Below are 13,950 nucleotides of genomic sequence, written 5' to 3'. Positions count from 1 at the left end.
ACCTCCTAGACCGGGTGACCGGCCTTTTCGATGCGTTCGATGAACTCGTCGCGAGTGACTTCGGAATCCTCGGCCCACGCCAACCCGAGATCCAGCGCGTACTTCTGCCACGCCTTCACCCCCGAACCCGGACCGCCCTGCGGCGGAGGGGTCGGTTCCGTCTTCGACGGTGCGCGGGCGGGCTCGTCGGACACCCGGACGTATCCGAGGCCGATGAACATGTCCGCGTCGGCGTCTGCGACCTCGACGGGGCCGCCGCCGTACGGCAACCTCAGCGTTGCCATCAGGCCGGGGTGGCGCCCGTGAGGCGGACGAAGCGGTTGACGTCGCGGACGGCGAACCCGACCTCGACCTCTGCGCGGACAGCGAACATGTTGCGCTGCCACAGGTTCAGTGCGGTGCCGCCGTCGTTGAGGGTGGCCTGATCGGAGATGTCGATCTTGATGCCCTCGACGTAACCCCACACTGCGGAGTTCCAGTCGCCACCGAACCCGAGAGTCGCGGCAACGCCTGTGGCGCCGGCCTTGTAGACGTACGGCGACTTGAACGCGGGACGGGCGAGGATGTTGCCCACCGACCCCTGCGTGGTGACGTTGTCGATGAAGATCGGGCGACCCTGGGTGTCCTTCGATCCCAGTGCTGCGATCTCACCCTGGCCGGACAGTGCCCACGCCGTGACGTCGGCGCCTTGAGCAGCAACGAGTCCGAGGCCGGCGAGGAAGCCGTCGTAGACGTTGGTGTTGATCGACGCGGTCGGAGCGCCGGCGAGGGTGTCGAAACCCGATCCGGGAGACGCTGCGAAGCCGAGGGCCGTCATGTCGAACGTCTTCGCCAGGGCGCCGGGAAGGCGGCTGACGAGGGCGTTGTACAGGGCGGGGATGTCGCGGCGGAATTGGTTCGAGAACGGCTCGATCACAGCGAGGGTGTAACCCTTGATGTTCTTCGATCCGAACGTCGACCGGCTGACCGGCTTCTCTTCGGTCTCAGCGGTCCACGCGGCCACCGGGTCGCCGGTGATGATCGGCACGTCCATGCCGCCGCCGGGGAGGGTGATCTGTCGTGCGAGCTGCTGCACGACGGACTGCTGAATGGTGGCCTGCCAGATTTCCGAAGAAACCGTCTTGGGGAGGATGACGCCGGAGGTATCCCGGCGGATGTCTTTCTGAACCACGGTGGTTCACCTTTCGTTTCGCATGGGATTACAGGAGGGGACCCAGCGCGTGAGCGAATTGCTGCTCCGCACTGGACATTCCCTTGCCTCCAGCTCCTTGCGAGCGGTCAGGCTTGGGGGTCTTCTTGGTGTCGCCGCTTTGCGCGGCAAGATGGGGCTTACGGGAGATGAGATCGTTGATCGCCTCGACGAACGCTTCGGGGTCTACGTCCCCGTCGTCGTCGACGTCGAACTGGTCGAGATCGGTGATGAACACCACCGCGTCACTGGGGTCGAGGAGCTTCCCCGCCGCCGCTGCCTTCAACTCCGCCTTGATGATGCGGGTGTTGGCTTTTGCGGTGGCTTCCTCCTCGATCCGCTGACGTTCCTGCGCGGCCTCGTCGCCACCGGACTCCTTCTCGGACTCCAGTTCACGGATGCGGCGCTCCGCGGCGAGGCGTTTGCCGCGCTCCGCCTTGTGCTTCTCCTTGATGGCTGCGAGGGCTTTCTCGCCTTTGGGGCCGAGTTCTTTGTCCTCGTCGTCATCGTCGCCGGATTCGTCTTCGGAATCGTCGACGGATTCCGAACCTTCCTCGTCGGTCGACTCGTCGGAGTCGTCGGGTTCGTCCGCTGCGTCGGCTTCTGCGTAGTGCTGTTGCAGCGGTTGGGCGTTCCACACGATTGCCGGGTGGTCGACCAGGGTCTTCTCGGACATGCGTCTCTCCTTGCGAGAGGTGAAATCCCAGCCCTTGCGGCGAGGAAACTGTGGAACCCCGTCAGGGGTTGCGGCGGGCGCGAGCAGCGACGGCATCGGTCAACTCGCGAGCCAACTGCCGATCCAGCGCGGACGCATCGAACTCGGCGGACGTATGCACCGCGACGACACCGACGCCGGACAACTTCAGCGACGACACCAGGTGGGCGCCGAGACCGTCGACGATGAGCACGCCAGGGCTGAACTCGTGTGCGTCGTAACCGGTGTCGAGCACGTGCGTCACAGGTACGTTCACCGGTTCACCCTCGCCACTCGGAACGGAAGCCCCGCCTGCGTCAGCGCGTCACGAACAGCGGGAGACGGGCTCTCTCGCAACACCACTTCGGCGACGTCGTCCACGGACACTCGGCGGTGAATCTGCGCCTCCACGTAGTTACGGCGGTACAGCGGACCGTTCAACGCATCCGCGTACTCCTGCGCCGTGGAGAACTGTGCGGCCTGAGATGGATCGCCGGTGAACCGACCGAGATCGTCCAGCGGTGCGGGTATGGTCGATTCCGAACGGCCCAACGAGTCTCCGGTCGACACCGAGATTCCCTCACCATTCGGCGAGTCCTTCAGCACCAGGGCGAACTTGCCGTAGGCATCGGCTGCGGACGGTCGATCGTCCGGCGACCGAAGATACCCGTATGTCGGAGGCTTCGAGTCGGTGCCGAACCACGCCTGCTCGTACTGCGAGCGCAACGCAGCATCATTGGAACCACCGGAAACGCCCGTCTCGAAACGGTTGCGGTAGTAGCCGTCGCGGAGGAAGGACAACAAGCCGTCTTCCTTCATGTTGACCGCAACCCGCTTGTCCTGAGCGAACACCGACAACGCTTCGTGCGACTGGGCTACCAGTTCGTCCGGTGTCCTACCCGCGTCCCGTGCAGCCCGTGTGAGAGCCGCTTCGATGTCGCGGACCTGACTGCGCCGCAGCACCGCAACCGACTCCGTTGTCACACCGGCGACCGCCGGACGAGACGGAACTGGGGGGACTCGTCGCGGAGCCGCCGGGACCACGGGTGGTCGTACGACGATTCGATCCAGATCCACCACACCGCGGTCCAGATCCGCCAAACCAGTGCGCGAACCACGGCCCGACGTCGGAACACCGTTGCGGTTCACCACGTACCCATTGGCGCGCAACAACCTCAATGCGTCGGCGCGGTCCTCGGCAATGTCGTAGATGGTCGACGGCATCAACCGCGGAGTGGTTCTCGGGTCACGGCCACGAGCGCGGATGACCTTGCCGGCCACGCCACGTTTCGTGACCCCCTCGGTGGTGATCTTCAAGTTCCGGCCGTACACCTGAGCCTGTTGCATGCCCTTCTGGGCGTTCACGACCTGGCCCATGTCCGCGCCGTCGCGGATGGCCTGCGCGTTCGCAGCGCCAAAGCGTGCGTCCTGCTCCGCCTTCGACAACGACCGGAAGTATTTGTCGGGGTCGATGGTGAGTTTGTTCGCCACCTTCTCCGTGGCGGGGATGTGGCGGCAGTCGCACCGAGGGTGGCGTTTGAATCCCGCCGACCAGCGGTAGAACCGGCCCGCCAGGATGATGCAGCGGGAGCACGATTCACCTTCGAGCATGCGCACATACCCCACGCTGGGACGTGTTGCCACACCAAGCGATTCGACAGCGCGACCGGAGTCGGACAGCGCCGTGGATACCAACATCTGCAGCACTGATCCGCCGGTCTGCAACGCAGCGACAGTGGTCGAACCATCCTTCACCGCCTGCTTGGCGCCGATCACCGAGGCATACAGCGCCTCCTCCAAAGGAACACCGCCGCCGGTGACACCGACGACCGATTGGGGAATCGGATCCGCATCGGCGGGAACGTCGATACCCTGAGCGTCCAGAACTTCCGGGACGAAGTCGGAGGCCAACTCGGCGGACGCCAACTGCCCCTTCTCCACCGACGCTACGAGCACCGGGGCGATCTGGTCCCACGCGGCATCGAAACTGCCACCCATGCGCAACCACAGACGTTTGGCGATAGCCAACGTCCGCGCCGACACCTGGCGTTGCTCGTCCCAGTAATCCAGAGCCGAACTCGGCAGCGGCACGGCTTAGCTGTTCGGTGCGGAGATAAGGCGTTCCAACTGCGGGTCCTGCGACTCCTCGAGACGCATCGCTTTCAGTCGAGCAATCTCGGTGGGAGACTTACCCAACTCCTCCCACGCGGCCTCGGCCGGCAGAAGTGGGCGACCCTGCCCATCGGTTGCGGTGTAGAGCTTCACCACCGCATCGGTGCGCTGAGCGATCGTCGGAGTAGCCGCATCCACCCACAGCGTTTCGAGACCGTCCAAACGGTCAGCATCGGCGCCGTCGCGGAACTTCAGCATCACCCGAACCGTCTCCGCGTCGGAATACCCGAGGGCCTGCTGATCCAACTCGGAGGTCTTCACCAACCGGGCCTCGCGAGCACGGATTGCATCGGCGGACGCAGCGTCGTCGGCGGACAGTCCGAAGTAGTTCGGGGGAAGACCTGAGACACCGGAGGCGAGGCGGGCGTACAGCTCCACCATCCGCTCGAAGTTCTGCATGTCCGACGACGACAAGTTCCCCACCTTGGCGTCCTCGTTCGTCAACGCCCACACGGAACCGAAGTACGCCTCCCACACCGGGAGTGCGTTGCCTTCTTGGTCCGCGAAATCGCCCTGCGAGACACCCAGCGCGTACCGTTGCGGCACCGCGTGAGTTTCCTGGGCAACCTGAGCGTTGGTGATGACCCGAGCGGCGGAATCGGCAATGGGGATCACGTCCGCCATCGCAGACACGCCCTGCAGCAACCGGTTCGCGGGAATCTGAGTGCGCCGGCGGCGGAACGTCGGGATCACCGGCACCACACCGAGGTTGTGCACATCGGGTTCGGTGTCCGTGTCGATTTCAAAACTGCCACCGTTCGACGTCAGATAGACCGTCTCGTTCGGCAGATAAAGCGTTGCCGCGGTGGGTTGGCCGTTCACCACGTCGTACAACCGCACACCGGCCTCCACGAGGCCCGTGCGTGCGTTGCGTTTGGTGATGACGTTGCGCGGAGACTCCACCGTCACGATGGGAGTCTCCGGATCGTCCTCGTTCGACCCCACACACTTGTACGTGCGGCCGTAGATCAGGTAATCCAGGCGCGAGAGCATCCCCTGATCGCCCATGCGGGCGCGGTTCCACATCGTCCATAGATCATCCGCACCCGAGTCTGAGCCCGGAAGTCGGAACCCCTTCTGTTCCAGGCGCTCGTTCACACCGTCGACAGCGAGGCGCGGCCAGTTCACGATCACCGTGAACTTCAGCAACTCCGGAGGGATCGCCAACCCCAACTGCTCCAGGCGCTGCATACCGTCGTAGTACGCATCCATCAGGTCGAATTGCGGCTGAGCGGCGGTCAATTCGTCCGACAGGGCAGTGAAGATGGCCTTCTGGTCGTCATCGAGCTCGGCCACACCCACCACCTCTCATCATCGGAACACGATCACCTTGGACGGCGGTTTCGGTTGTGGAACAGGGTCGGTCAGCGCGTCCATCCGCGCCTCCCACGACAACGTGCCGGCCATGGCGCAGTCGATCTTGAACGGCGAGTCACGCCGCTCCTTCTCGATCAACCACAACGGCTGGCCTTCGTCGTCGAGCATCTTCAACAGTCGTTTGTGCGACGAGCCGATATGTTGGTCGAACACTTCGTCGTCTGCGTGGGTCACTTCGCCGGATCGCATTGCCGTGGAATACGACCGGGCAGCGAACGCCGTCTTCCGCAGCCCGCGGGAGTCGGTGTAGAACTCGATGATCTTCTTCGGACCGTGCTTCGACGCCAGGCGGGCCATCACCACATCGAATCCCTGGGCAGGGTCGCCGTAGAGGCGCATCAATTGATACTCGGCGGCCAACAAGTCCACGGCGGCTTCCACCTCGTCGGTGGGAACTTCGCCGGACTGCAGTTCGCGTGGATCCCAGAACCCCGCGACCCACTGCCACCCCGACAACACTTCGGTCGCGACAATGGCCGTGGTGTCGTTCCACTTCGACCCGTCCAACCCGAGAGTGATCGCGCACCCTTTGAGCGGAACCCGATCCCGCTTCAACTCCGCCCACCGGGAAGCGTCGAACGCCTTGTTGCCGCCCTGCACTCGGCGGTTCAACCACACCCGCTCGAAATACGACGCATTCCCACGCCGCTTCGCCTGGTGGTACAGCGAGGCGATCGACTCGACCTGACCCTCGAAGTCCTCCCACTGCGCAACGGACGGACCCGACGCTTCCCGGATCGCCGCGGCCAACTGGTCCGGCTCGTCCAAGTTCTCGTCGTCCGATGTAGCTGCGTCACGGTGGAAGAAGAAGAACGTCGGATCCTCGATCTTCTTCGCCGCGATCTGCTCCGCATCCTCGTGCGTGCCCTGCGCGACACTCCCCTCGCCGGGGGTGTACGTCGTGGTGGTCTCCAACGACCACGCATCGGCCATCATGCGCTTCGGGATGTTCTGCAGCATCGTCTCGTGCGCTTCCACAAGACGATTCAGCGTGAAACGGTGCGTCTCGTCGAAGTGCTGGAACGTCGTACGCGCACCGTCACGTGAATCGGGCGAGGACGCCAGTGCAACCGCTTTGCCATCGGCCCGACCACGCTCGTCCAAGCGGAGAATGCGGTCCAAGCCGATGTCGAACAAGTCGGCGTCCGGGCCTTCGCTGCACATGATGTACAACGCCGCGTACGCCAGGTCTTCCGTCTGCTCCTCGGTGTACGCCACCATCGGGATGTACGGATCCGTCACCGGCCGCCCAACGGGAACCCACGCACCCTGCTCCTTGCGCCACCCATCGGTGCGCACAGGAGAATCCGGATGCAACTCACCGAACGCAATGGCCGCAGCAAGTTCCGTCTTCGCCGTCCCCTTGCGGAGCGACAACCCGAACCTCTTGAACCGGCGCTTGCCGGCACGAACATGACCACGAGGGAACACCTCGTACGCCCGGTAGATGAACGCACGCTTGTCATCGTCCAACCGGTACGGCTTACCCTTCAGGTCACCAGGACCATGAACGGCGCGCTCCTCCAACAGGTCACACACCTGCGGACCCAACGTCGGCCACGGCTCCGCATCAGGCGGCGGAACCATCAGAACCGACATCTACGCACCAGACAGAGAAGACCGCGGATCCGAAGACCCACGAGGCTTCGCCGGCGCAGCAGCACGACGCTTCTGCCCCTTGTCCCGAGCTTCCTCGGTCCGCTCGATCTCCCACTGCAACCGACGACGGTCGATCGGCGACAACCCGAACCGCTGCGACTGCTGACGCAACTCCGCCGCCAACTTCATTCGGTCCGACGCGGACTCCGCCAACCAGAAATCATTCGTCAGAACCGCCAGCGCGAACAACCCATGCGAATCCGACGCATCGAACTCCGGAGCCATCGGGGAAGACCACACATCAGCCCACCACTTGCGGGTCATCGAATGCCACCCCTCCACCGACTCCGGCAGATCAGGCACCGGCAGATCGGGGACAACGCGCAGAGTGGCCTTCGTCGAAGTCGTGTTCCGGCGAGCGCGAGTGGATGGATCCTTGGGTGGGGGGCCGTTTCCTGCGATTGTGATCACCCAACCTTCGACAGCGCGTACCAAACGCGCTTCTGTTCGTTGATGCGCTCACGATTGGCAATGCGCCACTCTCGACGTGCGACTATCGAGCACGTCCTGCACTCACGCTTGTTGCCCCGAAGTCGAAGGTTTTCCCCTCCGAGCAGATGCCCATTCTTGCAATGGGTCTGACGCGCCTGATCTGCAATCGGCCCGACGCCACGCAGTGAATTTTCCCGCGGCGTCACCGGCTCAAGGTGACTAGGCCGCACGCATCGCTGATTTCTACAAAGGTGATCAAGGAACAACCCGTCTGGGATCTTGCCCATCGCCAACTCGTACGAAAACCGATGAGCCTGAACCCTGGGTCCGTTGACTCGAATGCGTCCGTAACCGCCGGAAATATGCCCTGTCCAGTTCCAGCAGGTCTCAGTCTTGTCGACCCGGCGCCAGAGGCGATCCACTGCGGCGTCTCCACTCTCGTTTCCTGCCATCTCAGTGCTCACCTCCCGCCTCAGAATCATTCAGTCGATGTTCGGTCTGCCCCAGACTCGTACGGAGCAAAATCCGCCTTACCCGAGGCCAAACGCCGTTCGGGTCGGTTGGGGCTCTCCCCCCACCCCACGTTTCCGCAGGTCAGGGGGTTAAGGGTTAGTGCTATATCCCCTGTCGCATGGGGTGTTTGCGCAGGTCAGGGGCGTGTGGTGTTGGCCTTGCGGCTGTTGCAACTGCGGCACATCACGGTCAGTTCCCCTATGGGTGAGCCGCCCTGGGCGATCTCGTGCACGTGGTCTGCGGTCAACCCTCCGTCTCGAAGGGTGAGGGTGTGTGAGGGTCGTTGCCATCCGGGGCACCACTCGCCGTGCTCGGCCCTGTGTGCTTGTACTGCTGTGCGTCTGCGTGCCCGGTCTGCCGGCTCGTGGATCTTGGTGGGTGTGGTAACGCGGTAGTGCGCGTCCCTCTGCTGTGTGTGTGTCTGGCATCGGGAGGTGGGTTGGATTGCGGGGCAGCCGGGTTCGGCGCACACGCGCATCTTGGTTCGCGGCATCAGAACCTCGCCGGCCTCGGCACTCGCTCCAGCATGGCGTTCAGCCGGTCCTCCACCACCGCTGCCTCCACGTCGTCCCCGCGCTCACGGGCACCGAGGAGACGCTGGTAGGCGTCGGTGATGAGGTCGCCCAAGGTCATCACCGCAGTCTCGCGTCCTGTGTCAGGCGGTACAGAAGCCAGCGGAGGAGAAGGGTGATGCGGGTGTCGTAGTCGAAGCGGGACACCAACGTACGCATGGGGTTACAACCAGACCACAGCGGCGACGTTGATGATCATGTGCAGGATGTTGTCCGCGAGAATCAGCAACCAGAAGGCCAACCACGGCGGGGTGTCCTCCGGGTATCCGGTGGCCGTATGTCCGGACCGGAACGCCTTGGGTGCTGCGAGGTTCTTGAACCACACCACATGACGCGCAAGCCTGTGGCGGTCGATCACCGCGTGTGTTCCCACGATCACCGCGAGGGCGAGCGGGGATTGGGTGATGAACAGGAACGGGATGCCGTACGTGACGGCGTGTGCGATGGCGGGCCACCAGTGCTTCGTCTTCTCCGTTGCCATCCAGTGCGATTGAATCAGGTAGTCGCCCACCAGGTGAGCGAGCAACGTCAGCGCGATTGCTTCAGCGATACCCATCGGATCAGCGGCGGGAGAAGGTGAGGGATTGGTGTTGCTGCTGCCGCTTGAGTACGGCCTCGGCGTCGGACGCTGCGAACGGACCGAACCAGGACTGAGTATGAGCGGCGGGCTTCGGCGGCTCCAGGTGATCCGCTGTGGTGCGCAGGACTGCCGCCAACCATGAGCGCATCAGGCAGCGTCCTTGTGTGCCTTGATCGCGGCATCGACACCAGGTACAGCGAGCACTGTTGCCAGGCTGTCCATGTAGAACGTGCGGCTCTCCATGGCGTCGAGGTACATGCCGTAGTACGGGCCGTGTGCGTCGTCCATGGCGCGGCGCTGGGCGTCGGCTTCGACGCTCACGAGAACAGCCCGATCAGGGGGATCAGAGCGCCGGCGATGGCAGCGAGGTACTTGATGGCCGTCGCGTAGGTGTCGAAGCTGATACCGAACAACATGCGGTCTCCCTGGTTTAAAGATGGTTCAGAGCTGGTTTAGAGCAGATGCGAACCAAAAAGAAATTCGCTGGTCAGGCAACCCGAAGGTGCTGTCGGCGGTTTAGAGCTGATGAAGAAGCAGGCGCCGGCGTTGAGTCTCGATGTGGCGCAGCAACACCCTCGCCGAAATGAGTGCAGCGTCATGGGGTGAGCTTTGGCGAGGCGAGACACACTGGAACCCCGACGTTCACACCACACCGAGAAGAAGGTGGGCCGGTTTACCCGCGATGCCCAGGCGCACAGTTGCCGAACGGTGTCGGCTGTCCCCAGCTACAGCAGGGGAAGAAAGGGGATTCGAGGAATGGTGGCCGTGAGTAGAGACGGCTCTGCCGGGTCCAAGTATGACACGTCACGCGGACGCCCGTCCATTCAACCGTTCACGGCGTGTCTGCGCGCAATAGTCGATGACATCACCGATCCGATAGACCGGCTTCGCATCCGCTCGGAGGCGTTCGATGTGGCCGCGAGATGCCCATTGTCTGACCGTTCTTGCATCCACCCCGAGGATTTCTGCGATACGTGAAGCGGAGACCAGTTCGTCCAAGTCGTAGGTCTGCTGATTCGGTACGACCCACCCTTGCCCTACTGCTTTGGCGCTGGCGTCTCGGTCGTCACAGAGAGCGACATCGACGGCGCGCAACGCTTGTCGGTAGGACTGCGCGATCTTGCGTGCTCGCTCGAGACTGGTGTCGGCAGGGAAAGGCCACGGGTCGTTCATGCCTGACACCTCGCGCTCCGATCGTCCTTGTGAACCCATGCACGCGGGTCGTCTTGGAACGCCAGTTGCCGACGACAGATGGTGCACATGACAATTCGCGCCTTACGTGCCTCATCTTCGAAGTCGTAGTCCTCGTGTGTGACACACGGACCGTCGTGGCTGTCCCATAGGTCGCACTCGGTGGTGTCGCCTTCCGACCATGTGCCGTCTTTTGTCCACGCTGTCGGCACTGGGGTGTCCCGATAGCAACGGGCGATGTGCTCGAACGCATTGAATTGCGCGATAGCGGCGTCGAAAGACTCCTGCAGGTTCAGGAATCTGGACACTCCCTCGAAAGTTCCATGATCGCAGATGATGCGGGTTCGCGCCCATAGATCCCACGCGATCTCGATGTGCGGGCTACAGCCCATCCAGCAACCTGGCTCGTACCGCTCCCCTGTGGACGGTCGCGTAGCGATGGCCTTGAATGCGTAACCGAGAGTATCGACGGTGCTCATGCCTTCACCGTCTGCCGCTCGAAGTCCAGGACGTCACCGAGGAGGGCAAAGTGTGCACGGTCCCACGTGATGTGACACGCCTTGCAGGAGATGTACTCCTGATCCTTCGACGGCGTCAGTGACCGCTTGCCGCAGTGGGGGCAGGGATCGGGCAGCCATGAACGCTGATCCCCCAGTTGCAGCACCGCATTCGCCATCGTGTGCAGGTGCGCCAACTCCAACACCGCATCGACACCATCGCGGGTGACCTCCATCAGATCGTCACCGCCCATCGGGTGCGGGCGGTTCACCCACACACTCCGAGCGGGGAGGTCGACCAACGTGCCCTTGCGCGAGTACAGGATCGACACGCAATGACGAACCGCGTCCTCGCGGCCCCACGGGATCTCGTCGCCCTGAGTGACGATGCGCGTCCAGCGGTGGGTTACGTCCTCGATGGCAGACATCACCGTGTCGATACCAAGAGGGATGGGGATGGAGTTCTCCGCTGTACCGTTCACGCGCTGCGTCGGTGCTGCGGTGCGTTGCTCCAGCACTGCGACCCACAGTTTCCGCCAGTCCTGGTGAAGCAGGGAGATGCGCTCGAACGCCCAGTCCTCACAGGCGGGGCAGAGTGAGAACGGTTTGTCGGTGCCGGCGGGAACCCACTCGTTGTCCTTGCCACGATGTCGGGATGCACACTTGCGACCCCTGCGGCATTCGTGTTCGACGGTCTCCATGTCATCCTTCCCAAACCTGTTCTGCCACTTGCGATTATATCAGACTGTGACGCGTCACGGTGCCTGCTCAACGCCCGTTTCCAGCGTCGACAACGGGGCCAGAATCGCGTCGATCTCGGCCCGTGGCGGCACAGGCACGCCCAGGAGATCCCAGAGGTAGTCCACGACCCACCTGAACCGGGCGTCGAACTCACGGGTTCTCCACTCCACGAGAGCGTCGAGATCGCACTCCCGGCCCATAGGGAAGTCAGGGGAGGTCACGAACGTGCCTGTCTACGACGTTCTGCAACCTCGTCGAATGTAGGCATGGGAGCGCCGGTCAGTTGCCGTGCCAGCACATCCCACCCTGTTTCATCGGTGGACCAGTTCGTCCACGACATGATCTGCATGATCGCGTCGGTCGGATCGTCACTCATCCCATTCCTCCCTCACGCCGTGGCGCAGGACATCCCACGCACCCCGAACCCGCTCCGATGCCTCACGACGGATCGAGCGGTAGCGGAGGGTGATACGGCCACGGAGGGATGCTTCCCATGCCTCACGGGCGAGACGGTCGGCTTCCTGCTGTGCGCGGCGGGTGAAGTACGCATCGACAGCTTCGGTGTCCCAGGACTTCAGGAGGTGGGTGCGGAGTTGTTCGTCGGTCGGTCGAACCCACGGCTCCTGCGGCAGGCCGGAGAATAATTCCTGGTACGGCATCGCCATGAATATCTGGGCGTCACTGTCTGGGGATCCGGTTCGGATGAAGTTCCGGAACGCGGTCACAGTGTCGTACAACTCGAATGCCGTTTCGTTGGAGGGCGGGAACTCGCCCCACGCTTTGTCGCTCATGCGCTGGCCTTCCAGGCTTTGTAGGGCATCGACACGAACCGCCGGCACCCACACCACTCCACACTGCACGGACACGGCATACCCCCGTCGATGGAGGGGACAGGAGGGTGGAAGGTGGAGATGTGGCCGCAGGAGCAGATGTCCACAGGGGAAGGGGATGTCATGCTGCGCCGCCCTTCAGCACGGAATTGATGTGATCCCACATCTCGTAGTAACTCGGCTCCAACCACTTACCGCACTCGCAATAGTGAGTGAACTCGCTCTCGTCCTCGTAGAACCCGTACGTGTGACCGGCTGGCAAAGCTCCTCGGTCACAAAGGTCTTCGTACTGGTCGATGCGGCGTTGCGTCTCGTTCGCTTCGCCAACAGTGCTGTCGCCGCTCATGCTGCGTCCTCTGCTCGTTGCCCGGAGATGAGGGCGACGAAGTCCGCCACCGTCATCGACACCCACTGCTCCAGCGGATCTCTCGTCCCCCGACGCTTGTGCACCACCACACCCACGAGGGCGTCCCCGTTCCCCGCTTCGACCGCAGCTTCTCTCGTCCAGCCGGGGAGGTCGAGGCGTGCTGCGTCCTTGCATTCGATTGCCACGCGCTGCCCGTGACACCGAACGCCCATGACGTCGCCACGGTCTTTCGACCCTCTGCGGGGCATCCGGTCGATGCGGTCGTCGTCCAACGCCTTCGCCAAACCGTCAGCCACGAGACGTTCGAACGATGAGCCGGCGGCCTTGGCGGATGCCCTGCTGCGCGCCACTAGTCATCCTCCGATGCATCGAGCCACTTCTCCATCGAGTCCAGGCTCTCGGTCATCTTCTCGACGTACCCGCGGAGTAGGACCACCTGTAGTTCCAGGTCCAGGATCCGTTCCGGTTGAGACGTTCCTTCGTCGCTCATGACGCCTTCCGTTCGAGGTTGCGCTCTCGTCGTGCAGCCCGCGAACGGATTGCCTTGCAGGCTCGGCACGTTCTAGCGGTCCCGGTTCGGCCACCACGGCCGGTGTTCTCCGGCGTGTACTCGTGGCCCTGCGGGCAGTGTGTGCGGTTGAGTTGCCAACTGTTCCCATGCCGGATGATGTCTTGGCAGTTCTCGGAGTGCGTTCCGTACGCCAGGTTCGCGACCCTGTTGTCCCGCTTCTCACCATTGAGGTGACGTACTTCCAGACCGTCCGGGCATGGACCGAGGAACGCTTCCGCCACGAGCCTGTGGACTTTCGCATTCTCGCCGGTGTTGTTGGAATACAGCCGGACTACCGCGTACCCATGCCCGTCGTCGACGAGTTTCCTCAACCGCTCCGTCAGTATTCGCGTGCGGCCGAGACTGTTCTTCTCCTCGTAGCGCAAAGACTTGACTCGTCCGATGTTGCTGACGGCGTATCGCCCCTCGTAGCCGACTACGGGCAACCATGTTTCCGTCGAGACAGCATGTGAAATAGGATTCACTGCGGCCCCCTCTCGCTCTAATCGAGTTGGGTGGTCAGAGGGCGTGCGGTGTTCCACCACCGTGCGCCCTCGCTCATATAATACCAGTTCAGAGGCCATTT

Annotated in this window: 23 protein-coding genes; all 23 read right to left on the bottom strand. The window is 63.2% G+C overall.

The genetic code is table 11. The features are described 5' to 3' along the window. Positions 1-5: 5 nt before the first annotated feature. Positions 6-284 carry a hypothetical protein gene (locus AC59JP_RS02015; protein WP_497323951.1) on the bottom strand — a complete coding sequence of 93 codons (279 nt, stop codon included), beginning with the start codon at positions 282-284 and terminating at the stop codon, positions 6-8. Beyond that, positions 284-1,171 carry a phage major capsid protein gene (locus AC59JP_RS02010; RefSeq protein WP_497323950.1) on the bottom strand — a complete coding sequence of 296 codons (888 nt, stop codon included), beginning with the start codon at positions 1,169-1,171 and terminating at the stop codon, positions 284-286. The genes AC59JP_RS02015 and AC59JP_RS02010 overlap by 1 nt, the downstream gene beginning before the upstream one ends. A 28-nt stretch (positions 1,172-1,199) precedes the next feature. Next, entirely contained in the window at positions 1,200-1,865 is a 666-nt protein-coding gene (locus AC59JP_RS02005; protein ID WP_497323949.1) for a hypothetical protein, read from the bottom strand. Between the two features lie 61 nt (positions 1,866-1,926). Further along, complete coding sequence (locus tag AC59JP_RS02000; RefSeq protein ID WP_497323948.1) at positions 1,927-2,160, bottom strand: hypothetical protein; 234 nt, start codon at positions 2,158-2,160, stop codon at positions 1,927-1,929. Beyond that, entirely contained in the window at positions 2,157-3,974 is a 1,818-nt protein-coding gene (locus AC59JP_RS01995) for a VG15 protein (RefSeq protein WP_497323947.1), read from the bottom strand. Before AC59JP_RS01995 ends, AC59JP_RS02000 begins: the two co-directional genes overlap by 4 nt. A 3-nt stretch (positions 3,975-3,977) precedes the next feature. Next, positions 3,978-5,351: a phage portal protein gene (locus AC59JP_RS01990; RefSeq protein ID WP_497323946.1), complete on the bottom strand. Its 1,374-nt coding sequence runs from the start codon at positions 5,349-5,351 to the stop codon at positions 3,978-3,980. Between the two features lie 15 nt (positions 5,352-5,366). Beyond that, entirely contained in the window at positions 5,367-7,031 is a 1,665-nt protein-coding gene (locus AC59JP_RS01985; protein WP_497323945.1) for a terminase large subunit domain-containing protein, read from the bottom strand. After that, positions 7,032-7,502: a phage terminase small subunit gene (locus AC59JP_RS01980; RefSeq protein WP_497323944.1), complete on the bottom strand. Its 471-nt coding sequence runs from the start codon at positions 7,500-7,502 to the stop codon at positions 7,032-7,034. After that, a complete protein-coding gene (locus tag AC59JP_RS01975) occupies positions 7,499-7,975 on the bottom strand; it encodes an HNH endonuclease signature motif containing protein (protein ID WP_497323943.1) in 477 nt (158 codons plus the stop codon). The genes AC59JP_RS01980 and AC59JP_RS01975 overlap by 4 nt, the downstream gene beginning before the upstream one ends. 553 nt (positions 7,976-8,528) lie before the next feature. Next, positions 8,529-8,669, bottom strand: coding sequence for a hypothetical protein (locus AC59JP_RS01970; RefSeq protein ID WP_497323942.1), 141 nt, complete (start codon positions 8,667-8,669; stop codon positions 8,529-8,531). A gap of 102 nt (positions 8,670-8,771) precedes the next feature. Then, positions 8,772-9,164: a DUF3307 domain-containing protein gene (locus tag AC59JP_RS01965; RefSeq protein ID WP_497323941.1), complete on the bottom strand. Its 393-nt coding sequence runs from the start codon at positions 9,162-9,164 to the stop codon at positions 8,772-8,774. Between the two features lie 4 nt (positions 9,165-9,168). After that, entirely contained in the window at positions 9,169-9,336 is a 168-nt protein-coding gene (locus AC59JP_RS01960) for a hypothetical protein (protein WP_497323940.1), read from the bottom strand. Next, the gene (locus AC59JP_RS01955; protein ID WP_497323939.1) at positions 9,336-9,509 is read right to left on the bottom strand and encodes a hypothetical protein; all 174 of its coding nucleotides are present in this window, start codon (positions 9,507-9,509) and stop codon (positions 9,336-9,338) included. Before AC59JP_RS01955 ends, AC59JP_RS01960 begins: the two co-directional genes overlap by 1 nt. Before the next feature lie 483 nt (positions 9,510-9,992). Further along, on the bottom strand, positions 9,993-10,361 hold the full coding sequence (locus AC59JP_RS01950) for a hypothetical protein (RefSeq protein ID WP_497323938.1): 369 nt from the start codon (positions 10,359-10,361) through the stop codon (positions 9,993-9,995). Next, the gene (locus AC59JP_RS01945; RefSeq protein ID WP_497323937.1) at positions 10,358-10,858 is read right to left on the bottom strand and encodes a hypothetical protein; all 501 of its coding nucleotides are present in this window, start codon (positions 10,856-10,858) and stop codon (positions 10,358-10,360) included. Before AC59JP_RS01945 ends, AC59JP_RS01950 begins: the two co-directional genes overlap by 4 nt. Next, positions 10,855-11,577: a hypothetical protein gene (locus AC59JP_RS01940; protein WP_497323936.1), complete on the bottom strand. Its 723-nt coding sequence runs from the start codon at positions 11,575-11,577 to the stop codon at positions 10,855-10,857. Before AC59JP_RS01940 ends, AC59JP_RS01945 begins: the two co-directional genes overlap by 4 nt. A gap of 54 nt (positions 11,578-11,631) precedes the next feature. Continuing rightward, positions 11,632-11,838 carry a hypothetical protein gene (locus tag AC59JP_RS01935; RefSeq protein WP_497323935.1) on the bottom strand — a complete coding sequence of 69 codons (207 nt, stop codon included), beginning with the start codon at positions 11,836-11,838 and terminating at the stop codon, positions 11,632-11,634. Next, complete coding sequence (locus tag AC59JP_RS01930; RefSeq protein WP_497323934.1) at positions 11,835-11,993, bottom strand: hypothetical protein; 159 nt, start codon at positions 11,991-11,993, stop codon at positions 11,835-11,837. Before AC59JP_RS01930 ends, AC59JP_RS01935 begins: the two co-directional genes overlap by 4 nt. Then, positions 11,986-12,408, bottom strand: coding sequence for a hypothetical protein (locus tag AC59JP_RS01925; RefSeq protein ID WP_497323933.1), 423 nt, complete (start codon positions 12,406-12,408; stop codon positions 11,986-11,988). Before AC59JP_RS01925 ends, AC59JP_RS01930 begins: the two co-directional genes overlap by 8 nt. Positions 12,409-12,568: 160 nt before the next feature. Beyond that, on the bottom strand, positions 12,569-12,793 hold the full coding sequence (locus tag AC59JP_RS01920; RefSeq protein ID WP_497323932.1) for a hypothetical protein: 225 nt from the start codon (positions 12,791-12,793) through the stop codon (positions 12,569-12,571). Continuing rightward, positions 12,790-13,164 (bottom strand): hypothetical protein, encoded by a 375-nt coding sequence (locus AC59JP_RS01915; RefSeq protein WP_497323931.1) that lies wholly within the window; start codon positions 13,162-13,164, stop codon positions 12,790-12,792. Before AC59JP_RS01915 ends, AC59JP_RS01920 begins: the two co-directional genes overlap by 4 nt. After that, entirely contained in the window at positions 13,164-13,304 is a 141-nt protein-coding gene (locus AC59JP_RS01910; RefSeq protein WP_497323930.1) for a hypothetical protein, read from the bottom strand. The genes AC59JP_RS01915 and AC59JP_RS01910 overlap by 1 nt, the downstream gene beginning before the upstream one ends. Then, on the bottom strand, positions 13,301-13,948 hold the full coding sequence (locus tag AC59JP_RS01905; protein WP_497323929.1) for an NUMOD4 motif-containing HNH endonuclease: 648 nt from the start codon (positions 13,946-13,948) through the stop codon (positions 13,301-13,303). Before AC59JP_RS01905 ends, AC59JP_RS01910 begins: the two co-directional genes overlap by 4 nt. Positions 13,949-13,950: the final 2 nt, after the last annotated feature.

Source organism: Rhodococcus sp. 320_ES, from assembly GCF_059691855.1.
Note: the sequence above shows the minus strand (reverse complement) of the source record. Positions and strands in the feature narration are given on the sequence as shown.

Excerpts from the sequence above, each read along its gene's own strand:
- AC59JP_RS01910 (WP_497323930.1), bottom strand. The coding sequence starts at position 13,304 with ATGAGCGACGAAGGAACGTCTCAACCGGAACGGATCCTGGACCTGGAA.
- AC59JP_RS01950 (WP_497323938.1), bottom strand. The coding sequence starts at position 10,361 with ATGAACGACCCGTGGCCTTTCCCTGCCGACACCAGTCTCGAGCGAGCA.
- AC59JP_RS01960 (WP_497323940.1), bottom strand. The coding sequence starts at position 9,336 with ATGCGCTCATGGTTGGCGGCAGTCCTGCGCACCACAGCGGATCACCTG.
- AC59JP_RS01930 (WP_497323934.1), bottom strand. The coding sequence starts at position 11,993 with ATGAGTGACGATCCGACCGACGCGATCATGCAGATCATGTCGTGGACG.
- AC59JP_RS01920 (WP_497323932.1), bottom strand. The coding sequence starts at position 12,793 with ATGAGCGGCGACAGCACTGTTGGCGAAGCGAACGAGACGCAACGCCGC.
- AC59JP_RS01945 (WP_497323937.1), bottom strand. The coding sequence starts at position 10,858 with ATGAGCACCGTCGATACTCTCGGTTACGCATTCAAGGCCATCGCTACG.
- AC59JP_RS01975 (WP_497323943.1), bottom strand. The coding sequence starts at position 7,975 with ATGGCAGGAAACGAGAGTGGAGACGCCGCAGTGGATCGCCTCTGGCGC.
- AC59JP_RS01985 (WP_497323945.1), bottom strand. The coding sequence starts at position 7,031 with ATGTCGGTTCTGATGGTTCCGCCGCCTGATGCGGAGCCGTGGCCGACG.
- AC59JP_RS01940 (WP_497323936.1), bottom strand. The coding sequence starts at position 11,577 with ATGGAGACCGTCGAACACGAATGCCGCAGGGGTCGCAAGTGTGCATCC.
- AC59JP_RS01925 (WP_497323933.1), bottom strand. The coding sequence starts at position 12,408 with ATGAGCGACAAAGCGTGGGGCGAGTTCCCGCCCTCCAACGAAACGGCA.
- AC59JP_RS01965 (WP_497323941.1), bottom strand. The coding sequence starts at position 9,164 with ATGGGTATCGCTGAAGCAATCGCGCTGACGTTGCTCGCTCACCTGGTG.
- AC59JP_RS01970 (WP_497323942.1), bottom strand. The coding sequence starts at position 8,669 with ATGACCTTGGGCGACCTCATCACCGACGCCTACCAGCGTCTCCTCGGT.
- AC59JP_RS02005 (WP_497323949.1), bottom strand. The coding sequence starts at position 1,865 with ATGTCCGAGAAGACCCTGGTCGACCACCCGGCAATCGTGTGGAACGCC.
- AC59JP_RS01905 (WP_497323929.1), bottom strand. The coding sequence starts at position 13,948 with ATGGCCTCTGAACTGGTATTATATGAGCGAGGGCGCACGGTGGTGGAA.
- AC59JP_RS02015 (WP_497323951.1), bottom strand. The coding sequence starts at position 284 with ATGGCAACGCTGAGGTTGCCGTACGGCGGCGGCCCCGTCGAGGTCGCA.